At 74.0% G+C, this 19,354-nt stretch carries 18 protein-coding genes; 4 read left to right on the forward strand and 14 right to left on the reverse strand.

The window, feature by feature from the left end:
- Nucleotides 1-144: 144 nt before the first annotated feature.
- The gene (ugpC, locus tag PYR91_RS01880; protein ID WP_279777264.1) at nucleotides 145-1,368 is read right to left on the reverse strand and encodes a sn-glycerol-3-phosphate ABC transporter ATP-binding protein UgpC; all 1,224 of its coding nucleotides are present in this window, start codon (nucleotides 1,366-1,368) and stop codon (nucleotides 145-147) included.
- Between the two features lie 169 nt (nucleotides 1,369-1,537).
- Between ugpC and PYR91_RS01885 the strand changes: the two genes are divergently transcribed.
- Both PYR91_RS01885 and PYR91_RS01890 read left to right on the forward strand, forming a co-directional pair.
- Nucleotides 1,538-2,536: a LacI family DNA-binding transcriptional regulator gene (locus tag PYR91_RS01885; RefSeq protein WP_279777265.1), complete on the forward strand. Its 999-nt coding sequence runs from the start codon at nucleotides 1,538-1,540 to the stop codon at nucleotides 2,534-2,536.
- A 406-nt stretch (nucleotides 2,537-2,942) separates the two neighbouring features.
- Nucleotides 2,943-3,809, forward strand: a complete 867-nt coding sequence (locus PYR91_RS01890; RefSeq protein ID WP_279777266.1) for a hypothetical protein — start codon at nucleotides 2,943-2,945, stop codon at nucleotides 3,807-3,809.
- 24 nt (nucleotides 3,810-3,833) lie between these two features.
- On the opposite strand, the gene PYR91_RS01895 is transcribed toward PYR91_RS01890, so the two are convergent.
- A complete protein-coding gene (locus PYR91_RS01895) occupies nucleotides 3,834-4,493 on the reverse strand; it encodes a TetR/AcrR family transcriptional regulator C-terminal domain-containing protein (RefSeq protein WP_279777267.1) in 660 nt (219 codons plus the stop codon).
- An 84-nt stretch (nucleotides 4,494-4,577) separates the two neighbouring features.
- Between PYR91_RS01895 and PYR91_RS01900 the strand changes: the two genes are divergently transcribed.
- A complete protein-coding gene (locus tag PYR91_RS01900; protein ID WP_279777268.1) occupies nucleotides 4,578-5,717 on the forward strand; it encodes a ferritin-like domain-containing protein in 1,140 nt (379 codons plus the stop codon).
- Here the strand turns inward: PYR91_RS01900 and PYR91_RS01905 are convergent.
- The 5 genes from PYR91_RS01905 to PYR91_RS01925 form a co-directional block, all read right to left on the reverse strand.
- Nucleotides 5,704-6,027, reverse strand: coding sequence for a DUF202 domain-containing protein (locus tag PYR91_RS01905; protein WP_279777269.1), 324 nt, complete (start codon nucleotides 6,025-6,027; stop codon nucleotides 5,704-5,706). The two genes, PYR91_RS01900 and PYR91_RS01905, sit on opposite strands and share 14 nt — an antisense overlap.
- 4 nt (nucleotides 6,028-6,031) lie before the next feature.
- Nucleotides 6,032-6,373: a DUF202 domain-containing protein gene (locus PYR91_RS01910; protein WP_279777270.1), complete on the reverse strand. Its 342-nt coding sequence runs from the start codon at nucleotides 6,371-6,373 to the stop codon at nucleotides 6,032-6,034.
- Between the two features lie 70 nt (nucleotides 6,374-6,443).
- Complete coding sequence (locus PYR91_RS01915) at nucleotides 6,444-6,812, reverse strand: hypothetical protein (RefSeq protein ID WP_279777271.1); 369 nt, start codon at nucleotides 6,810-6,812, stop codon at nucleotides 6,444-6,446.
- 50 nt (nucleotides 6,813-6,862) lie between these two features.
- Complete coding sequence (locus PYR91_RS01920) at nucleotides 6,863-8,464, reverse strand: Na+/H+ antiporter (RefSeq protein WP_279777272.1); 1,602 nt, start codon at nucleotides 8,462-8,464, stop codon at nucleotides 6,863-6,865.
- Between the two features lie 57 nt (nucleotides 8,465-8,521).
- A complete protein-coding gene (locus PYR91_RS01925; protein ID WP_279777273.1) occupies nucleotides 8,522-10,519 on the reverse strand; it encodes a hypothetical protein in 1,998 nt (665 codons plus the stop codon).
- A 595-nt stretch (nucleotides 10,520-11,114) separates the two neighbouring features.
- On the opposite strand from PYR91_RS01925, the gene PYR91_RS01930 reads away from it, so the two are divergent.
- Nucleotides 11,115-13,100: an ATP-dependent DNA helicase gene (locus PYR91_RS01930; RefSeq protein WP_279777376.1), complete on the forward strand. Its 1,986-nt coding sequence runs from the start codon at nucleotides 11,115-11,117 to the stop codon at nucleotides 13,098-13,100.
- 51 nt (nucleotides 13,101-13,151) lie between these two features.
- On the opposite strand, the gene aroQ is transcribed toward PYR91_RS01930, so the two are convergent.
- The 7 genes from aroQ to PYR91_RS01965 form a co-directional block, all read right to left on the reverse strand.
- Nucleotides 13,152-13,583: a type II 3-dehydroquinate dehydratase gene (gene aroQ / locus PYR91_RS01935; protein WP_279777274.1), complete on the reverse strand. Its 432-nt coding sequence runs from the start codon at nucleotides 13,581-13,583 to the stop codon at nucleotides 13,152-13,154.
- Nucleotides 13,580-14,656, reverse strand: a complete 1,077-nt coding sequence (gene aroB / locus PYR91_RS01940) for a 3-dehydroquinate synthase (protein WP_279777275.1) — start codon at nucleotides 14,654-14,656, stop codon at nucleotides 13,580-13,582. The genes aroQ and aroB overlap by 4 nt, the downstream gene beginning before the upstream one ends.
- A complete protein-coding gene (locus tag PYR91_RS01945; RefSeq protein WP_279777276.1) occupies nucleotides 14,653-15,159 on the reverse strand; it encodes a shikimate kinase in 507 nt (168 codons plus the stop codon). The genes aroB and PYR91_RS01945 overlap by 4 nt, the downstream gene beginning before the upstream one ends.
- On the reverse strand, nucleotides 15,156-16,334 hold the full coding sequence (aroC, locus tag PYR91_RS01950) for a chorismate synthase (RefSeq protein ID WP_279777277.1): 1,179 nt from the start codon (nucleotides 16,332-16,334) through the stop codon (nucleotides 15,156-15,158). The genes PYR91_RS01945 and aroC overlap by 4 nt, the downstream gene beginning before the upstream one ends.
- Before the next feature lie 130 nt (nucleotides 16,335-16,464).
- On the reverse strand, nucleotides 16,465-17,124 hold the full coding sequence (locus PYR91_RS01955) for an A24 family peptidase (protein ID WP_279777278.1): 660 nt from the start codon (nucleotides 17,122-17,124) through the stop codon (nucleotides 16,465-16,467).
- Nucleotides 17,125-17,411: 287 nt separating this feature from the next.
- On the reverse strand, nucleotides 17,412-17,984 hold the full coding sequence (locus PYR91_RS01960) for an SseB family protein (RefSeq protein ID WP_279777279.1): 573 nt from the start codon (nucleotides 17,982-17,984) through the stop codon (nucleotides 17,412-17,414).
- A gap of 214 nt (nucleotides 17,985-18,198) precedes the next feature.
- Entirely contained in the window at nucleotides 18,199-19,305 is a 1,107-nt protein-coding gene (locus PYR91_RS01965) for a ring-opening amidohydrolase (protein ID WP_279777280.1), read from the reverse strand.
- Between the last annotated feature and the right edge of the window lie 49 nt (nucleotides 19,306-19,354).

Genomic DNA, 19,354 nt, shown 5'->3' on the forward strand with positions numbered 1-19,354 from the left:
AGGTCCGGGCGCTCGTCTCTTACCCAAACATCGAGCCTGCTTGCCCCACCCTTGAACGGTGAAGGCCCCCACCGCGGGAGGGGTTCGCGGTGGGGGCCTTCGGGCCGGGACGCCGGCGCCCCGCAGGGCCCGGCGCGCGGGTGATCAGCGTCCGACGTTGGCCGGGTGGCCGATGGCCAGGCCGGAGTCGGTGTCGAAGAAGTGCAGGTTGCGGGTGTCGACCACGAGCTCGATGTCCTGGCCGGGACGCACGTGGCTGCGGGCGTTGACGCGGGCGGTCCACAGCGACTTGTCGCCCACCAGCGGCAGCGTCGCGGCCTCCTCGTCCTCCCCGGCGTCCTGGGCGGCGACGGTGTCGCGGTGCTCGACCGGCGGGGCGTCGATGAGGAACAGCACGTTGATCTCGCTGCCCAGCTCCTCGGTGACCTGCGCGCGGGCGGGGATGCGCGCCCAGCCGGTGGAGTGGCCGCTGGCCGAGACGGCGTCCTCGAAGTCGGAGGGCCGGATGCCGAGGATCAGCTTCTTGCCGAAGTACTGGTCGAGGCCCTGCTTCTCGGCGAACGTGGACTCCGGCACCGGCAGCTTGTAGCCGGCGAAGGCGACCGCCGCGCCGCCGTCGTCGCGCACGAGCTCGGCGTTGACGAAGTTCATCGACGGGGAGCCCATGAACCCGGCGACGAACAGGTTGACCGGCGCGTCGAACAGGTTCTGCGGCGTGTCGACCTGCTGGAGGATGCCGTCGCGGAGCACGCACACCCGGTCGCCCAGCGTCATGGCCTCGACCTGGTCGTGGGTGACGTAGACGGTGGTGACGCCGAGGCGCTCGTGCAGCGTGTTGAGCGAGGCGCGCATGGAGACGCGCAGCTTGGCGTCGAGGTTGGACAGCGGCTCGTCCATGAGGAAGGCCTGCGGCTCACGCACGATGGCGCGGCCCATGGCGACCCGCTGGCGCTGACCGCCGGACAGGGCGGCGGGCTTGCGCTTGAGGTACTGGTCGAGACCGAGCATCTTGGCGGCCTCCTGCACCCGCTTGGAGATCTCGGCCTTCGGCATCTTGCGGAGCTTCAGACCGAACGCGAGGTTCTCCTCCACCGTCATGTGCGGGTAGAGGGCGTAGTTCTGGAAGACCATCGCGATGTCGCGGTCCTTCGGGGGAAGGTGGTTGACCACCCGCTCGCCGATGGAGATCTCGCCGCCGCTGATGTCCTCCAGGCCGGCGATCATGCGCAGCGCGGTCGACTTGCCGCAGCCGGAGGGGCCGACGAGAACCATGAACTCGCCGTCCTGGATCTCCAGATCGAGGCCGTTGACGGCCTTCACACCGCCGGCGTAGATCTTGTCGACCTTGCGGAGAACGATAGATGCCATGACCGTCCTTCGTGCTTCCGGTTCGCCGCCGGATGTGTGGATACGTTTTCATGAATCTCACCGGAACCGGACATCTCTGTCAAGCCCCTATGGAATATCGGCTCATCACACTCTCCGGAAGCCGCTCTCATATTGGCCAACGGGTGGAAACCATGATGGAATCGTTTCCATGAAGGCGAGCGAGCAGCGTCGGACGACCATCAAGGACGTGGCCGAGGCGGCCGAGGTCGGCGTGGCGACCGTCTCCCGGGTGCTGTCGGGCACCGGCTCGGCCAGCCCGGCCACCCGCGAGCGGGTGCTGGCCGCCGCGGCGCGCCTCGACTACCGTCCCAGCGCGCTCGGGCGCAACCTGCGCCGGCGGAGCACCGGCGGCATCGGGCTGCTGATCCCCGACATCACCGACACCTTCTACAGCCGCCTCGCCGACGGCGTGCTCGCCTGCACCCAGGCGGCCGGGGAGCCGGTGATGGTCGGCGCGACCGGCGACGACCCCGAGCGCGAGGCCGAGCTGATCGGCTCGCTCATCGAGCAGAGCGTCGAGCGGGTGATCGCGGTGCCGTCCGGCGACGGCGAGATGTGGGCGCCGGCCTTCCGCGCCGGGCTCGGCGTGGTCTTCGCCGAGCGGCGCGTGCGGGGCCGCGAGGACGTCCCGAGCGTGGTGACCGACGACAGGTCGGGCGTGCGCACCGCCGTGGAGTACCTGATCGGGCTCGGCCACCGCCGCATCGCGTTCCTGGGCCGGCACGGGCAGGCCCAGCGGGCGCGCGCGTTCCGCGAGGCGCTGACCTCTCTCGGCATGACGGTCGACGAGGAACTGGTCGTGCGCGCGCACGCCACCCGCGACTCGGCGTACGCCGCCGCCTCCGGCCTGTTCCAGCACCGGCCCGACCTGACCGCCGTGCTCGCGGGCGGCAACATGCTGGGCGAGGTCGCCCTGCTCGCGGCCAGGGAGCTCGACCTGCGCGTGCCGCGCGACGTCTCGCTCATCATGTTCGACGACGTCCCGTGGGCGGAGCTGTGCTCTCCCCCGCTGACCGTGATCTCCCAGCCGGCCCACGACATGGGGTACCGGGCGGCCGAGCTCGTGCTGCGGGAGGGCCGCCGGTCGCGGACGGTCACGCTGCCCACCGAGCTCATCGTGAGGGCGAGCTGCGGCCCGCGCCGCTGAGCCGACGCGCCCAACGAGATACACCGTTCGTACCCTTTTGGCGGGGGTCGGCCGGATGAAACCCCAACGACACGGCATCTCTTGATCATCTCGCGGCCACGTCCGGCACGGGCCGCGCCAACCGGTGGCAGCGATACGGCGGTGATGTCCCGGCCTGATGGCAAAAATCTGGCCCAGGCGTGTCACCGATCGCGAACCCGAGGCGGACCGGCTACTAGAAACCGCCTTAGGACCCGTCGCGGCGCCGTCCGGGGGGACACACCCGTGTCCCCTACCAGATCCGGAAACGGCCACGCGGACGTCCGGCGCGCCCGCCAGGCGCGAAGGGCGCGACGGCCGCACGCGTGTGCGGCCGCTCTCCGCACGCGGCCCGATGAATAGGACCCAGTTGGACAGCACCCGCGCCTTGCGTAGCGCAGTCGTGGCCGTGATCGCCACCGCCCTGGCCGGCACCGCCGGAACGGCGCAGGCCGTCACCGGGTCGGGGACGGCGGCCGACGCCGTCAACGACACCGCCGAGCCCCTCGAAACAAGGACCGGCCCGGCCGGGATCCCCGAAGCCGGTACCGGACCGGTCGCACTGCCCCGAACCCGCACAGGACAGGCGGGGCCCATGGGCCTCCCGGTCGGAAGGGGACGCCTCACCCTCGCCGGATCCGGCGCCGGGCGAGCCGCAACACTCCGTGAGACGGCCGGGAACCTTCCCCGCGCCCTCGCGGACCTGGCCGCGGAGTCGACGGCCACACTCGCCGGCCCGCCGGTGAGCATGCGGGCGGGGCTCGTCCTGCTCGCCGGGATCGCGGGCGTCGCGCACGCCGGCAAGCCCGCCAGGGCCTTCAGGGCCGCCAAGGCCGCGCGGGTCAAGGCGGCCCCGGCCAGGAAGGCGCCGAGGCCCGCCTACAAGATGCACCGCGGGACGTGGAGCACGTCGGCACGGCCCCGGGTGCAGGTGTGGTCCGCGAGGACACCCAAGATCAACAACAAGGCGATCGCCTTCCGCATGGTGGCCCAGCGATCCTGGCCCACGTCCCAGTTCCGCTGCCTCGACAGCCTGTGGACCCGGGAGAGCAACTGGAACCACCGGGCGCAGAACCCCTCCTCCGGCGCGTACGGCATCCCGCAGGCCCTGCCCGGCCACAAGATGGTCGGCGTGGGCAGCGACTGGCGGGTCAACCCGGCGACGCAGATCCGGTGGGGGCTGAAGTACATCAGGGGCAGATACGGCTCCCCCTGCGGCGCCTGGGGCTTCTTCCGGTCGCACAACTGGTACTGACACCGTCGCCGCGGCGCGCCCGGGTCACCCCCGGGCGCTCTTCTCGCCGACCTGCTTGAGCCGCGCGGCCACCGCCGTGATCAGCAGGTCGAGCCCGTACTCGAAGGCCTCCTCGTGGTCCCACGCGCCGAGCAGCGGGGCCACGGAGTCGACCGCGGGGAACAGCGCGGGGTCCACCCTGGGGACGCCGAGCTCGCCGTGGCTGCCCGGGGCGTACGTGGGGGTGACGCCGACCTCGCGCAGCAGCGCCCCGATGATGTAGGCGATGAACGTGCGCAGGATCTGCACGGCGTCCTCCCCCTCGAAGCCCGCCTCGCGCAGCGTGTCCAGCGCGCGCTCCACCGGCATCAGGCCCGCGGGCGACTGGAGCTGGCGGCTCACCACCACCATCGTCGAGTGCGGGTAGTGGTGGGCGATCTGCCGGAACGCCCTGGCCTGGATGCGCACCCGCTCGGTCCACTCGGCCTCGGGATCGTCGGTGAACGTGATCTGCGAGAGCACCCGCTGCGCCACCGCGTCCAGGAGCGCCGCCTTGTTCGGCAGATGGTTGTACAGCGACATGACGCCCACGCCGAGGTCGGCCGCGATCCTGCGCATCGAGATCGCGTCGGCGCCCTCCCGCTCGATGAGGTCGATGGCGGCGGCGACGATCCGGTCCCGGGTGAGGGCTGGCATCTGGTTCATCGTCTCCTCGCGCATTGACGTACGTACAGCGTACGTGTCACGCTCGCCAGTACGTACGGTGTACGTTCCCCGTTGGAGGCCACCGTGTCGACCCATGAGCTGTACACGATTCCCGCCGAGCTCTCGACGTGGAACGTCGAGATGAACGGCGCGTCCCGGTTCACCTGGGAGTACGACGAGGGCCGCGACCGCATGCTCGCGTTGTACCAGAAGGGCAAGGACAAGCAGTGGGACTCCGTCAAGCGCATCGACTGGGGCCTTGAGGTCGACCCCTACGACGTGCTCGGCATCCCCGACCAGTCCATCGCGATCTACGACACGCCGCTGTGGCACAAGATGGACGAGAAACGGCGCAAGGACGTCCGGCGCCACGGCGCCGCCTGGCAGTTCTCGCAGTTCCTGCACGGCGAGCAGGGCGCGATGATCTGCTCGGCCCGCATCGTCGAGTCGGTGCCCGACCTGGACTCCAAGTTCTACGCCGCCACGCAGACCATGGACGAGGCCCGCCACGCCGAGACCTACGCGCGGTTCCTGCAGGAGAAGGTCGGCATCGCCTACCCGATCAACAAGAACCTCAAGGCCCTGCTCGACGACACCCTGTCCGACTCGCGGTGGGACATGCCCTACCTCGGCATGCAGGTGCTCATCGAGGGGCTCGCGCTGGCGGCGTTCGGCGTGATGCGCGACATCACCACCAAGCCGCTGCCCCGGCAGATCCTCTCCTACGTCATGCAGGACGAGGCCAGGCACGTCGCCTTCGGCCGCATGGCCCTGCGCGACTACTACCGGGAGCTGACCGACGCCGAGCGCCGCGAGCGCGAGGACTTCGTCATCGAGGGCTGCTACCTGATGCGCGACCGCCTGCGCGGCGTCGAGCAGTGGGAGGTCCAGGGCCTGTCGCCGCAGGAGGTCAAGCAGGCCATGGAGGCGGTCGAGCACTCGCAGTACCTCAAGCTCTTCCGCTCGCTGCTGTTCAGCCGCATCGTCCCGTGCGTCAAGGACATCGGCCTGTGGAGCGAGCGCCTGCAGAAGGCCTACGCCGACATGGGCGTGCTCGAGATGGCCGGGCAGAGCCTGGACACGCTGATGCGGCAGGACGAGGAGATCGCCGAGAAGCTCGACCGCGAGCGGTTCGCCGCCGAGGAGGCCGAGCGCGCCGAAGAGGTCGCCACGACCGTCTCGCTCGGCGCCGGGGAGGACGTTCCGCCCGTCACCCGGGGGTGAGCGCGAACGCGATCGCGCCGCCGGCGGCGCACAGCGTCCCGAACCAGGCGAGCAGGGCGTCGACCCGGATGCCGGCCGGGGGCGCTCCCTCGCGGAGCGCCCGCTGGACCCGACGGTGCCGCACGCCGCTCCTGGCGAGCAGCACGGCCCCGCACCCCGAGGTCAGCACGAACGGCACCGCGGCGAGGCCGTCGCCGCCGTACCTGCCGGCGACCCCGGCCGCGACCAGGCCGCCCGCCGCCAGCGTGGCGGCGGTGCGGATCCACGCGAGCAGGGTGCGCTCGACGTGCAGCCCCTCGCCGGTGTCCACGCGGTCAGCCCGCGAGCACGATGAGCACCAGCGCCAGCACCGCGACCCCCGCCACGCCGTAGGCGAACACCGGGGCCAGGGCCAGCCTGGGCAGCGGCGACCGCCGCCGCAGCGCGCTCTGCACCCCGCGCCAGCGGGGGTAGGCCAGCCCCGCCGCGAGCGCGGACAGCAGGACCAGCACCACCGCGAGAGTCGTGCGCACCCAGGGGACGAAGACGTCCTTCGGCACGGCCGCCATGGCCACGCCGCCCGCACTCAGTGCCAGGGACGTGCTGAGCCAGGTGAGGAACGTGCGCTCGTTGGCCAGGGTGAACCGGGGGTCCGGCTCGTCGCCCTCGACATCCATGTGACCAGGCTATTTCATGGGCATTCCAGGTAGAGATCGCGGGTTGAAGGCATGATCAGGCGCGGACCGGTCAGGTGCACTCCCGCGCGACGGTCTGCACGGTCTGGGCGGTGTCCTCGGCGGCCTTCTGCGCGGCGTCCACCGCCTCGTTGGCGCTGGTGACGTTCAGGCCCTTGTAGCTGTCGGCCAGCTTCTGCAGGGCGTCGTTGAGCGTGGTGTTCCCCGCCGTGGTGGCGGTCTCCTCGAGCTTCTTGGCCGCGTTGTCGAGTTCCTTCTCCATCGCCTGGGGGTCGTTGACCAGGCCGGTTATCTTCCCCGCGGTCTCGGTGAGCACTCTGTTGGCCTCGATGCAGGCCTGAGCCTTGTCGACGGTGCTGCAGCCGGTGGCAAGAACGGTGAACGCGATCGCGGCGGTCGCGGCGAGCGGGAGAATTCGCATGTCCCGACCCTATCCAAACGGCATGCCGGGCGAGCGCCGCCGAAGCCACGCTAATCGCGGGCCAGCGTCGCCTCCTCGTAGTCGAGCTCCCTGGTGACCCGGCGCAGCACCTCGTCGTCGATGCGGCGCTCGTCGCGCATGCGCACCAGCACCTCGCGCTCGGCGTCGAGCATGGCCCGGCGGAGCCGGCGGTACAGCGCGCTGGGCGTCTCCTCGCCGCCGGGGCCGGTGCCGCCGCCGAGCCGCTCCCACGCGCCCATCGCCCGGCGCTCGGCCAGCGTGCGCAGCCGCTCGACGACGTCGGCGTGGGTCTCGCTGACGCCGTCGCGGGTCAGCTCGTTCAACCGCGTGAGCGCCGCGCCCGCCGCCGCCTGCTGGGCCGCGGCCTCGGTGAGGTTGTCGCGGTACACCTCGTCGTCGGTCGACAGGCGCAGCATCCGGATCAGCGTCGGGAACGTCAGGCCCTGCACCAGCAGCGTGGCGATGACGACGGCGAAGGTGAGGAACAGCAGCAGGTCGCGCTGCGGGAACTGGGCCGGCAGGGCGAACGCCGCGGCCAGCGACACCACGCCGCGCATGCCCGCCCAGCCGATCACCGCGATGTGGGCGGGGACCGGCGGCGCCTCGCGCTCCCGGACCCTGCGCGACAGGAGGCGGGGCAGGTAGGTGCCCGGGACCAGCCACACGACCCTGGCGAGCAGCACGACCGCGAACATCGCCACGGCGTAGCCGGCCACGCGCCAGGGGTCCTGCCCCTCCAGCCCCCGCAGGATGAGCGGGAGCTGGAGCCCGATGAGGAAGAAGACCACGATCTCCAGGACGAAGTCGATGACCTTCCACACCGACTGCGACAGCAGCCGCGTGCCGTAGGACCGGCGGTTCATGCGGTGCCCGAGGAAGATGCCGACCACGACCACCGCGATCACGCCGGAGGCGTGGATCGCCTCGGCCGTCAGGTAGGCGGCGAAGGGCAGCATCAGCGACACCGTGTTGGCGATCAACGGGTCGTCGGCGCGCTCGAGCAGCCAGCCGAAGGCGTAGGCCAGGGCCAGGCCGATGACCAGGCCCAGCACGGCGGCGTACAGGAACTGCCCGGCCGCGGACAGCAGGCTGACGCCGTGGCCCACGGCCGCCGCCACCGCGACGCGGTAGAAGGTGAGGGCGGTGGCGTCGTTGAACAGGCTCTCGCCCACCAGGATGGTGATCGCCTTGCGCGGCAGCCCGAGCCTGCGGGCCACCGCGACCGCCGCCACGGCGTCCGGCGGCGCGATGATGGCGCCGAGCGCGAACGCGGCGGCCAGCGGCAGGCCGGGGATGAGCAGGCGTGCCACGAACGCGACCGCGGCGGCGGTGAACAGCACGAGCCCCACCGACAGCAGCGCCACGGGGCGGCGGACGTCGCGCAGGCGCAGGTAGGAGCTCTCCAGTGCCGCCGCGTACAGCAGGGGCGGCAGGAAGACCAGCAGCACGAGCTCGGGGTCGAGGCGGTAGTCGGGTACGCCGGGGAAGAACGTGGACAGGATGTAGGACGCGACCAGGCCCACGAGCACCAGCAGCAGCGGCGTCGGCCAGCCCCGCCAGCGTGCCACCCCCGCGACGGCCGCGGCGCCGGCGAGCAGGAGCAGGAGTTGGAGCGCCGTGGTGATGTTCATCGGTTCACCAGGATAAGCCCGCCTCGGGGGAACGTGACCGCCGGGCGGGCTCGCGCATCACCTCTCGGTCGGGTACCGGCGTCCGTGCTCGTCGGCGTAGGGCCGGTCTTCGGGCCTGGCGCGCTCACCCGTGGTGTACATGGGGTCGTGGACGTAGGGGCGCGACAGCCGCGGGTCGGTGGCGTCGCCCGGGTGCGGCATGGGGCCGAGGCCCAGCGGGTCGGAGGGGTCGACGGCGGGCTCCGCCGGGACGTCCGGGTTCCACGCGTACGCCGGGGCGTCGCCGGGCGTGCGGTAGGCGGCGGGGTCGGGCCGCCCGTCGGGCGCGCCGTAGGGCAGGGAGTCGTTGACGATCATGTTCTCCCTGGGGACGGCGTCCTGCCCGCCGTACCCGGGGGCGCCGCCGTACTCGGGGCGGGGCGGGTAGTCGGATGACGAGGCGTAGCCGGGCGGGGCCGAGTAGTCCAGCGGCGGGGTGGCGTAGCCGTCCGCCCTGCCGTAGTCGCCCGGGGACGTGTGGCCGCCCCGGCCGTACTCGCCGCCCGTCACCGGGCCGTTCGGACCGTACTCGCCGCCCGTCACCGGGCCGCCCGGACCGTAACCGCCACCGCCCGTGGGGCCGCCGGGGCCGTAGCCGCCGCCGGCGGCGGGGTCGTAGCCGGGGCCGTAACCGCCGGTCGCGGGGTCGTAGCCGCCCCGGGATGACCGGCCATCGGGCGGGTAGCCGGGCTCGCCGGCCTGCCCGGCGGGCCCGTAGTCGCCCGCGCCGGGCCGGGCCCGGCCGGAGCCGTACTCGCCCGCCGGGGCCTGGGCGCCGGGGCCGTAGTCGCCTTCGCCGGGCAGGGCGCCGCCCTGCCCGTAGTCGCCCGCCGGCGGGGCGCCGCCCGGCCGGTGGTCGCCCGGGGGCGGGAACTCGGCGTGGGCCGCGGGCTCGCCGCGGCCCGGGGTGTCCTCGCGGCGTCCGCGGGCGCCCGAGCGCGAACGGCCGGCGCGCGTGGCGTCCCGCGAGGCGTGCTCGTCGAACATGAAGCCGGTGGGAGGGGTGTAGTCGGGGTGCGCGATCTCGTCGGCCGCGGGGCCGAGGTCGCGGGCGCCGCCCGGAGCGGCCGGCTCGCCCGCCGGGGCGGGCACGCCGAGCGGGGCGGGCACGCCGAGGCCGGCCAGGGCGCCGAGGCCCGGTGAGCCGTGCCCGGCGGGCGCGGGCCGGGCCGGGTGGGCGGCGGGCGGGTAGTCGCGGTGGTCCGCCGGATGGTCGCCGTGGCCTGCGCGCGCCGGATGCGCGGCCGGTGCGGCGTAGTCGGGCAGGCCCGCGGCCACCTGATAGTCGGCGTGGCCGGCGGACCCCGGGTGCCCGGAGTGCTCGGGGTGGGCGGCGGGCGCCGGGTAGTCGGGGTGGGTGGCGGGCGCGGCGTACTCGGGCAGACCGGCCGTCGGGTAGTCGGCCTGGCCGGCGGGCGGGGAGACCGGGCCCGCGCCCGTGGCGGGGAAGCCCGCCGCCGGCTGCGGCCGGGGCTCCGGGCCCCGCTCCGGCCCGGGGGCCGGGTACTCGTGCGGCGCGGGAGCCTGGGCGGGGACGTGCTGGGCGGCCTGGTGGCGGGTGCGGGAGGCGACGAGCTTGTCGGAGCCGGGCGCCGCGCCGCGCGCGACCAGGACGTCCTTGGGCCCGAGGGGCGCGGCCGGCGCCGCCTCGTCGTGCGGGTAGGCGACCCCGGCGACGGTGTCCTCGCCGGCCTCGCCGCCGGCCTCGGCCGGCCAGGCGTACTGCCCGGTGCCCGGGTACTGGGGGTACTGCCCCTCGCCCTGCTCCCCGGCCCCTTCGGCGTACTCCTCGTCGTCGGCGTACTGCCCGCCCGCCTCGGCGTACCCGTCGTCGAGGGTGTCGAGCAGACGGCCGACGTCCTCCATCGGCATGCGGAAACTGGCGGTGCACATCTCGCCCCGCCACAGGCTGAGAACGAGCGTTCCCTCATGCCAGGTGACCCGGAGAACCCGCTCCTGGCCACGAGCGTCGAAGAACACCTCGCCGAAGGATGGCAGTGGGACAACTTCCGACATGGCAGACATCGCTCTTTAACCAGCCTTTATTCGTCCACTCGACCTCAGGAAACCCTACCGAACCGTGCACCCCGCCGTCATGGCCCTCCCCGTGCGCCACAGCTCTCGCACCGGCCCCATGCAGAGGGAGGCGCATGGTAGATCGTCGTCGACCCCGGGAACCCGGCCCCGCCAGTGTGCCACGACCATCACCGAGGGGGTTCCGGAATGCCGAGATGCACCCGGAACGCGCCGCGGGTCGACGTGCCGCTCCGGGCACGGCACCCCCGGGAGGCGGGTAGCGTTGCTTGCCGTGCTCGACGACTCCCTCAGCGCCGGCGGTCTCCTGGACGGCCCTGACTCCTTCGACGACAGCGGCGCGACCCTTGACGGCGAAGCGCCCGGCGCGGGCGCCGTCACGTCCGAAGCGTACGGCGACGGCTCCGGCGACGACGACCCGCCCGGCGCGGACGACGCGTTCGCCGAGGAGGACGACCTGGCCGAGGACGACGAGGTGGACGAGTTCGCCGAAGAGGACGACCTGCCGTCCGTCGAGCGGCTGCTGGCCGCCGCCGTCGCGGCCGTGGGCGGGGTGGAGCGCCCCGGGCAGGTGACGATGGCGGCGGCGGTGCGGCGGGCCATCGACCACGGCGAGCACGTCGCCGTGCAGGCCGGCACCGGCACCGGCAAGTCGCTGGCCTACCTCGTGCCCGCGCTGCGCCACGCGATCGAGTCCGACAGCGCGGTCGTGGTCTCCACCGCCACCATCGCCCTCCAGCGCCAGCTCGTCGACCGCGACCTCCCCCGGCTCTCGCGTGTACTCGCCGACCATCTGCCCCACGAGCCACAATTCGCCATTCTCAAGGGAAGGCGAAACTATCTCTGCCGTTACAAGGCCACGGCCCTGTGGCCCGAGGAGGACGGCGAGCAGCTCTTCGACCCGCGCGAGGTCAGCGCCACCGGCCGCATGGTGCAGCGCATCCAGGAATGGGCCGAGAAGACCGAGACCGGCGACCGCGACGAGCTGGTCCCCGGCGTCAACGAGCACGCCTGGCGCCAGTACTCCGTGAGCGCCAAGGAGTGCCTGGGCGCGCAGCGGTGCCCGAGCGGCTCCGAGTGCTTCGCCGAGGCCGCCAGGGAGCGCGCCGGCAACGTCGACGTCGTCGTCACCAACCACGCCCTGCTGGCCATCGACGCGATGGAGGACTTCGCGGTGCTGCCCGACCACGACGTCGTCGTGGTCGACGAGGCGCACGAGCTGGTCGACCGGGTCACCAGCGTGGTCACCGGCGAGCTGTCGGAGGCCGCCGCCGGCATCGCCGTGCGCCGGGTGGGGCGCCTCATCGAGCAGTCGGTCGCCGACCGGCTCCAGGAGGCCGGCGAGGACCTCAAGGCCCTGCTGGCCGCCGCGCCGCCCGGGCGCCTCGACCAGCTCCCCCAGGTGCTGGGGGTGACGCTGTCGGTGCTGCGGGACGCCGCGTTCGCCTGCATCACCGCGCTGGGCCCGCGCGGCGACGGCTGGGGCGGCGGGCGCAACGACGACCCCGAGAGCTCCGGGCAGCGCAAGGCCGCCTTCACCGCCCTGGACGACATCCACGACACCGCCGTGCGCATCCTGGACGCCTTCGGCCACGACTCCGAGACCGACCGCGCCGAGGTGGTGTGGCTGGAGGGCGCCACCGACCGCCGTCCCGCCCAGCTCAAGGTCGCGCCGCTGAGCGTGGGCGGCATGCTGCGCGACAAGCTGTTCGGCGACCGCACCGTCATCCTCACCAGCGCCACCCTCGCCCTCGGCGGCACGTTCGAGGGCATGGGCCGGCAGTGGGGCCTCGGCCCGGCCGCCACCGGCGACGCCGAGCCCGAGGGCGAGGCCGGGCCGGACGCCGAGGCCGCCTCCGAGGCGGCGGCCGAGCCCGCGGGCACGGCGCGCCCCAAGCGGTGGCGGGGCCTGGACGTCGGCTCCCCGTTCGACCACGCGCGCAGCGGCATCCTCTACGTCGCCCGGCACCTGCCCCAGCCCGGGCGCGACGGCCTCCCCCCGCAGTACCTCGACGAGATCGCCGAGCTGATCGAGGCGGCGGGCGGGCGCACGCTCGGCCTGTTCTCCTCCATGCGCGCCGCCAAGGCGGCCACCGAGGCGCTGCGCGAGCGGCTGGCGACCCCGCTGCTGTGCCAGGGCGACGACTCCACCTCGCTGCTGGTCGAGCAGTTCGCGGGCGACCCCGCCACGTCGCTGTTCGGCACGCTTTCCCTGTGGCAGGGCGTCGACGTCCCGGGCCCGTCGCTCAGCCTGGTGATCATCGATCGCATCCCCTTCCCCCGGCCGGACGACCCGCTGGCCTCGGCCCGCCAGCGGCACGTGGCGTCCAAGGGCGGCAACGGCTTCATGGCCGTCGCCGCCACGCACGCCGCGCTGCTGCTGGCCCAGGGGGCGGGGCGGCTGCTGCGCGGGCAGAACGACCGGGGCGTCGTCGCGGTGCTCGACCCTCGGCTCGCCACCGCCCGCTACGCGAGCTTCCTGCGCGACTCGCTGCCGCCGTTCTGGACGACCAGCGACCCCGAGAAGGTGCGCGCCGCGCTGCGCCGCCTCACCGCCGGCTGACGGCCCGCCCTCCCGGCGCCCGCCGCGGCCCGCGCCGCGCGGGCGGCGGCCTCAGGGCGTGCCGGCGATCGCGCGCAGCGCCAGCTCGTAGGAGCGCAGGCCGAAGCCCGCGATCGTCCCGCTGGCGACGGCGGCGACCACCGAGGTGTGGCGGAACTCCTCGCGCGCGGCGGGGTTGGAGATGTGCACCTCGATCAGCGGCGCGGTGCGCTGGGCGATGGCGTCGCGCAGCGCGTAGGAGTAGTGGGTGAACGCCGCCGGGTTGAGCACCACGGGGATCGCCCGGTCGGCCGCCTCGTGCAGCCACGCCACCAGCTCGGCCTCGTCGTCGGTCTGGCGGACGTCGACCGACAGGCCGAGCTCGCGCCCGGTGTCGCGGCACAGCGCCGCGAGGTCGTCGAACGTCTCGGCGCCGTAGACGTCGGGCTCGCGGGTGCCGAGGCGCGAGAGGTTGGGGCCGTTGAACACGTAGACGGGCCTCATCGGCCGACCTCCCGGTAGGCGGCTTCCAGCAGCTCCTCGGAGGGGTCCTCCAGGGTGGTGACCCGGGCGACGTCGTCGAGGATGACGAAGCGCTGCTTGGCGCCGCGGTTCTTCTTGTCGACGCGCATGTGCTCGCGCAGCTCGGGCCAGGCCTCGCGGCGGTAGGCGGTGGGCAGCCCGACCGACGACAGGATGGAGCGCGTGCGGTCGACGAGCCCGGGGCCGGCGTGCCCGGCGGCCCGTGACAGCTCGGCGGCGTAGACCATGCCGATGGCCACGGCCTCGCCGTGGCGCATGTGGTAGTTCTCCACCCGCTCGATCGCGTGCGCCAGCGTGTGGCCGTAGTTGAGGATCTCGCGCACGCCGGACTCGCGCAGGTCGGCGCCGACGACGTCGGCCTTGACCTGGATCTTCCGCTCGATGAGCTGGCGGGTGTGCCGGCCCTCGGGCAGCCGGGCGCCCTCGGGGTCGTCCTCGACGAGCAGCAGGATCGTGGGGTCGGCGATGAACCCGCCCTTGATGATCTCGGCGAGGCCGGCGACGTAGTCGTCGCGCGGCACCGACACCAGCGTGGCCAGGTCGCACAGCACCCCGGCCGGCGGGTGGAAGGACCCCACCAGGTTCTTGCCCTCGGGGGTGTTGATGCCGGTCTTCCCGCCGACCGCCGCGTCGACCATGCCGAGCAGCGTGGTGGGCACGTTGACGACCTTGACGCCGCGCAGCCAGGTGGCGGCGGCGAACCCGGCGAGGTCGGTGGTGGCCCCGCCGCCGACGCCGACCACGGCGTCCGACCGGGTGACGCCGTAGCGGCCGAACGCCGACCACAGCTCGGCGGCGACCTCGACGGACTTGGCGCGCTCGCCGTCGGGCACGGGCAGGCTCACCACCGTGTGGCCGGCCGCCTCCAGCGCGCCGCAGACCGGGCGGGAGATCTCCGGCAGGCTCGCCGGGTGGACCACGGCCACCGTGCGCACGCCCTCGCCGAGCAGGCCGGGCAGCTCCGCCAGCACGCCGGCGCCGACGACGACGTCGTACGGCCGCTCGCCGCGCACGGTGATGCGGGTGCTGGTCAAGCCGGGAGCCCCTTCACGATGTCGTCGGCGATCTCCTCGGGCGCGCGCCCGTCGGTGCCGACCGTCAGCGAGGCGAGCCGCTCGTACACCGGGCGGCGCTGCTCCATGAGCTTCCTGAGCGTGCTGCGCGGGTTGAGCACCAGCAGCGGCCGCGCCTGGGCGAGGCCGACGCGCTGCACGGCGTCGGAGAGGCCGACCTGCAGGTAGACCACGAAGTGGCCGGCGAGCTGCTCCTGGGTGCCCTCGTCCAGCACGGCTCCGCCGCCGAGCGACAGCACGCCGTCGTGCTCGGCCAGGGCGGCGCGGACGGCGGCCTTCTCGAGCTCGCGGAAGCGCTCCTCGCCGTCGTCGAGGAAGATCTCGGACACCGGCTTGGCCGCCACGGCCTCGACGTCGGCGTCGGTGTCGCGGAAGCCCGTGCCGAGGCGCTGGGCGAGCAGGCGGCCGACGGTGGACTTGCCCGACCCGGGAGGGCCGATCAGCACGGCTCGGGGAGAGGTCACTTGATCACCATGGAGGAGAGGTAGCCGGACAGGTTGCGGGCGACCTCCTCGGCCGAGTCGCCGCCGAACTTCTCGACGGCGGCGTCGGCGAGGACCAGCGCGACCATCGCCTCGGCCACGATGCCGGCGGCCGGGACCGCGCAGACGTCGGACCGCTGGTTGATGGCCTTGGCGGGCTCGCCGGTGAGCACGTCGACCGTGGACAGGGCCCGGGGCACCGTGGAGATCGGCTTCATCGCCGCGCGGACGCGCAGCGGCTCGCCGTTGGTCATGCCGCCCTCGACGCCGCCCGCGCGGTTGGTGACGCGGCGCACGCCGCCCGGCGTGTTCTCGATCTCGTCGTGGGCCCGCGAGCCGCGGCGGCGGGCGGTCTCGAAGCCGTCGCCGACCGCGACCCCCTTGATCGCCTGGATGCCCATGAGGGCGGCCGCGAGGCGGGAGTCCAGGCGGCGGTCCCAGTGGACGTAGCTGCCGAGGCCGGGCGGGAGGCCGTAGGCGACCACCTCGACGACCCCGCCGAGGGTGTCGCCCTCCTTCCTGGCGTCGTCGATCTCCTCGATCATCGCCGCGCCGGCCTCGGGGTCGAGGCAGCGGGCGGGATGGTCGTCGACCGCGGCCAGCTCGGCCGGGGAGGGGATCACGCCGTCGGGCGCCTCGGCGGCGCCGATGGCCACGACGTGGCTGACGATGTCGACGCCGAGCGCCTGCTTGAGGAAGTTGCGCGCGACCTCGCCCAGGGCGACGCGCGCGGCGGTCTCGCGGGCGCTGGCGCGGTCGAGCACCGCGCGGGCGTCGTCGAAGCCGTACTTCTGCATGCCCGACAGGTCGGCGTGGCCCGGGCGGGGGCGCGACAGCGGGGCGTTACGGGCCTGCGCGGCGAGCAGATCGGGATCCACCGGGTCGGCCGCCATGACGGTCTCCCACTTGGGCCACTCGGTGTTGCCGACGCGGATGGCGACCGGGCTGCCGAGGGTCTGGCCGTGGCGGACGCCGCCGACGATGGTGACCTCGTCCTGCTCGAACTTCATGCGGGCGCCCCGGCCGTAGCCCAGGCGGCGCCTCGCCAGCGCCCGCTGGACGTCGGCGGTGGTGACGCCCACCCCCGCCGGCAGCCCTTCGAGGATCGCGACGAGCTCGGGCCCGTGGGACTCGCCTGCGGTCAGCCAGCGCAACATGGTGACAAGTCTTCCACGTGCCGCCCACTGCCCTCGCCGCCCGCCACCACCGACCCAGCCCGCAGGAACGACCCACGGCCGGGCCCCTCAACCGGAACCGGACCCCGAAGCACCCGGCGCGACGTGAGCTTCAGCGCCAGGCGGCGGCCAGGGTGGCGAGCAGGATGAACGGGCCGAGCGGGAACTGGGTGCGCAGCGTGCCGCGCCGGGTGGCCAGCAGGCCGACGGCGTACAGCGCGCCGAGTAACTGCCCGCCCAGGGCGGCGACGAGCCAGGCGTCCAGCCCGAGCGTGCCGGCCAGCAGCCCCGCCAGGCCGGCCAGCTTGACGTCACCGAGGCCGAGCGCCTCCGGCCGGGCGAACCACAGGACGGCGTAGGCGCCGCCCAGGGCCAGCGCGCCCAGCAGCCCGTCCGCCAGGCGCCCGGTGGGCAGCAGCAGGGCGGCCAGCACGGGGTAGGACGGCAGCGTCAGGACGTCGGGCAGCCGGCGGGTGCGCCAGTCGATCATCGCGAGCGCGCACCCGGCGACCGCCGCGTACAGCCAGGCGGCGAGCCATGGCGTCCCGGCGAACCTCCAGGCCAGCAGCGCGCACACGGCGCCGCCGGCCACCTCGGCCACCGGCGGCCACGCCCACCGCGGCCCGCGCGCCGACCGCCGGAACGCCTCGCGGGCCTCCGCGCGGCGCTCCTCGCGTGTCCCGCCCTCCGGCCCGAACCCACCGGCCAGCCGCCGGGCCCAGGCGCCGGCGACCACCCCCAGGACGGCGGCCGCGACGACGATGAACCCCACCCGCCGACCCTAACCAACCCACCCCCCGCCGACCCCGGGAACGCAGGACTGTCAGCGTCCGCCCGTGAGCCGCGGTCGCGGCGAGACGACAGGCCGCCGCCGTGACATGGCGCCTCCGGCGCAGCCCTCCAGGGACCCGGCCCACAGCCCACCGTCGCGCGAGCGACCGCCCTCAGCCGTCCGGACGGTCGTCAGCGACACCCATGCCGGTCCCCCGGGCGCGCGCCGTCGATTCCGACGAAGGGGAAGCCCGCACCGCCCTATGGCGGGTCCCCCGTGACGAAGGGTCAGCGGCTGCCCCGGCGCAGGCGGTGGAAGAGGCCGCGCTTGGGGGGAGGCACCCGGGCGACGGTGACGTCGGCGTGCTGGGCGAGGCCGCGCAGCAGCGCCTGGACGCCTTCGGGCCCGGCGACGTCGCCCGTGGCGGCCAGCGCGTGCAGCAGGGCGCCCTCGATGACGAACGGGACGGGACCGGCGACGTCGAGCACCACGGCGGCGGCGTCCTCGCCGAGCGCCGCCCCGCACACCTGCGGGGTGCGCGCCTGGATAGGACGGGCGTCCGCGCGCCAGAGCCGCATGGAGGCCGACCCGGTGAACGCGGGCACCGCCTTGCGGCCGTCGGCGCCTACCAGCACCGGCAGCGCCATCTCGCTCTCCTTGTCGCGCCGCAGCCCGTGCTCCCCGGTCTCCGACGCCGTGAGCACCGCCACGACGGGGACCAGCAGGCGCGCCGCGCCGAGCGCCGACGCCACGACCGCCGCGTCGGCCTCCCCGGCGGCGTAGGCGGCGAGCGCCGAGGCCACCGACGGATCGGCGGCGCCGTCGTCGTCGGGCACGGGCGGGCGCGGAATGGCTGGCACGACCCGGGAGCTTACCCGCCGCCACACTTCACGACCCACGCCCGCCGTCCACCCACGACCGGGCCGGCGGGTCGGCCAGGGCCGGACCGGCCAAGTCGCTCCTGCGGCGCGGGGGCGGCCCGCCTCCCACACCGGCGACGCCGGTGGTGCCGCCCATCGCCCCTTGGAGGTTTTCCGCGGGTGTGCCGCCGGCCCCGGGCCGGCGCCTCGCGGGTCAGCCGAGGTCGGCGATGGCGGCGACGGGGCCGCCGCCGGAGGGGCCCTGGTGCACGGCGGCGACGGAGACGAACACGGCCGGGTCGCCGGTGACGCTGGCCGCCACGCCGCCGACCGTGGCCTTGATCTGCCGGTGCCAGTGCACGTCGGAGTCGTCGAGCATGATGTTCCTGCGCCCGCGCACCCGCCCGCTCGGGTCGGCCTCGCATTTCATGAAGACGTTGACGAGCCTGCCGCCGAGGTCGCTCGGGTGCGGCCGGTCGGGCAGCTCGATGCCGCTGGCCCTGATGGCCTCCCAGATGCCGTCGGCGTCCAGGGCGTCCTTCATGACGCTGTGCCCGATGCGGTACCGGCCGCCGATGCCGCGCACGTTGCCGACCACGACGATCTGCGCCCGGTCGAGCTCGACCCCGGAGGAGCAGGACGCGACCGCCGAGTACAGCGACAGGTCGCGGTGGATCTGGTCGGCCCGGGGGGTCTCGATCTCGCCGAGCGCCACCGCGATGCCGAGGGCGGTGGTGGAGTTGGAGATGTCCATCGAGGGGCCGGTGTCCTCGATCACGACGTCCTGGCCGCGCGACCTGGCGTCGGTGATGGTGGCGAGGGTCAGCAGCGGGGTCTTGGTCTGCACGTAGTGGACGTCGGCGGGGTCCTCGATGCCGGCGATCTTCATGGCCTCGCGCACCCCGGCGGCGACCTTCTCCACCATCGCCGGGCGCCCGATGTCCTCGGGCAGGATGACCTCGCTCATCGCCACGCCCACCGAGACGCGCGGCTCGTCCGACGGCTCCACCCGCGCCGGGTCCACGGAGGCGAAGATCGTGGCGTGCGGGCTCAGCACGCCGTCGGTGCCGCCCGACCACACCAGCGGCACCTGCGCGACCTCCTCCGGGGTGCGCGTCCCCTTGTTCAGCAGCACCTCGCGGAAGGCCCGGTCGGCGAGGATGCGGGTGTAGTCGTTGACGCCGCCGTTCCCCTCGGTCTTGCCGATGACGGCGAGCACGCGGTCGGCCTCGATCACCCCCTCGTCGATGAGCGCGGCGAGCCCCGACGCGTCGGTGACGCTCTCGATGGCGACCTTGCGCACCTCGATCGGATCCGGCATGTCAGCTACCTCCAAAGTCGTCACGAATGAAAGCCCGGGTGGGCGGCCG

Source organism: Sphaerisporangium sp. TRM90804 (genome assembly GCF_029846175.1).
Taxonomy (GTDB): domain Bacteria; phylum Actinomycetota; class Actinomycetes; order Streptosporangiales; family Streptosporangiaceae; genus Sphaerisporangium.

Excerpts from the sequence above, each read along its gene's own strand:
- PYR91_RS01910 (WP_279777270.1), bottom strand. The coding sequence starts at position 6,373 with ATGGATGTCGAGGGCGACGAGCCGGACCCCCGGTTCACCCTGGCCAAC.
- PYR91_RS01930 (WP_279777376.1), top strand. The coding sequence starts at position 11,115 with ATGGCGGCGGCGGTGCGGCGGGCCATCGACCACGGCGAGCACGTCGCC.
- aroQ (WP_279777274.1), bottom strand. The coding sequence starts at position 13,583 with ATGAGGCCCGTCTACGTGTTCAACGGCCCCAACCTCTCGCGCCTCGGC.
- PYR91_RS01965 (WP_279777280.1), bottom strand. The coding sequence starts at position 19,305 with ATGCCGGATCCGATCGAGGTGCGCAAGGTCGCCATCGAGAGCGTCACC.
- aroC (WP_279777277.1), bottom strand. The coding sequence starts at position 16,334 with ATGTTGCGCTGGCTGACCGCAGGCGAGTCCCACGGGCCCGAGCTCGTC.
- PYR91_RS01885 (WP_279777265.1), top strand. The coding sequence starts at position 1,538 with ATGAAGGCGAGCGAGCAGCGTCGGACGACCATCAAGGACGTGGCCGAG.
- PYR91_RS01925 (WP_279777273.1), bottom strand. The coding sequence starts at position 10,519 with ATGTCGGAAGTTGTCCCACTGCCATCCTTCGGCGAGGTGTTCTTCGAC.
- PYR91_RS01895 (WP_279777267.1), bottom strand. The coding sequence starts at position 4,493 with ATGAACCAGATGCCAGCCCTCACCCGGGACCGGATCGTCGCCGCCGCC.
- ugpC (WP_279777264.1), bottom strand. The coding sequence starts at position 1,368 with ATGGCATCTATCGTTCTCCGCAAGGTCGACAAGATCTACGCCGGCGGT.
- PYR91_RS01920 (WP_279777272.1), bottom strand. The coding sequence starts at position 8,464 with ATGAACATCACCACGGCGCTCCAACTCCTGCTCCTGCTCGCCGGCGCC.
- PYR91_RS01915 (WP_279777271.1), bottom strand. The coding sequence starts at position 6,812 with ATGCGAATTCTCCCGCTCGCCGCGACCGCCGCGATCGCGTTCACCGTT.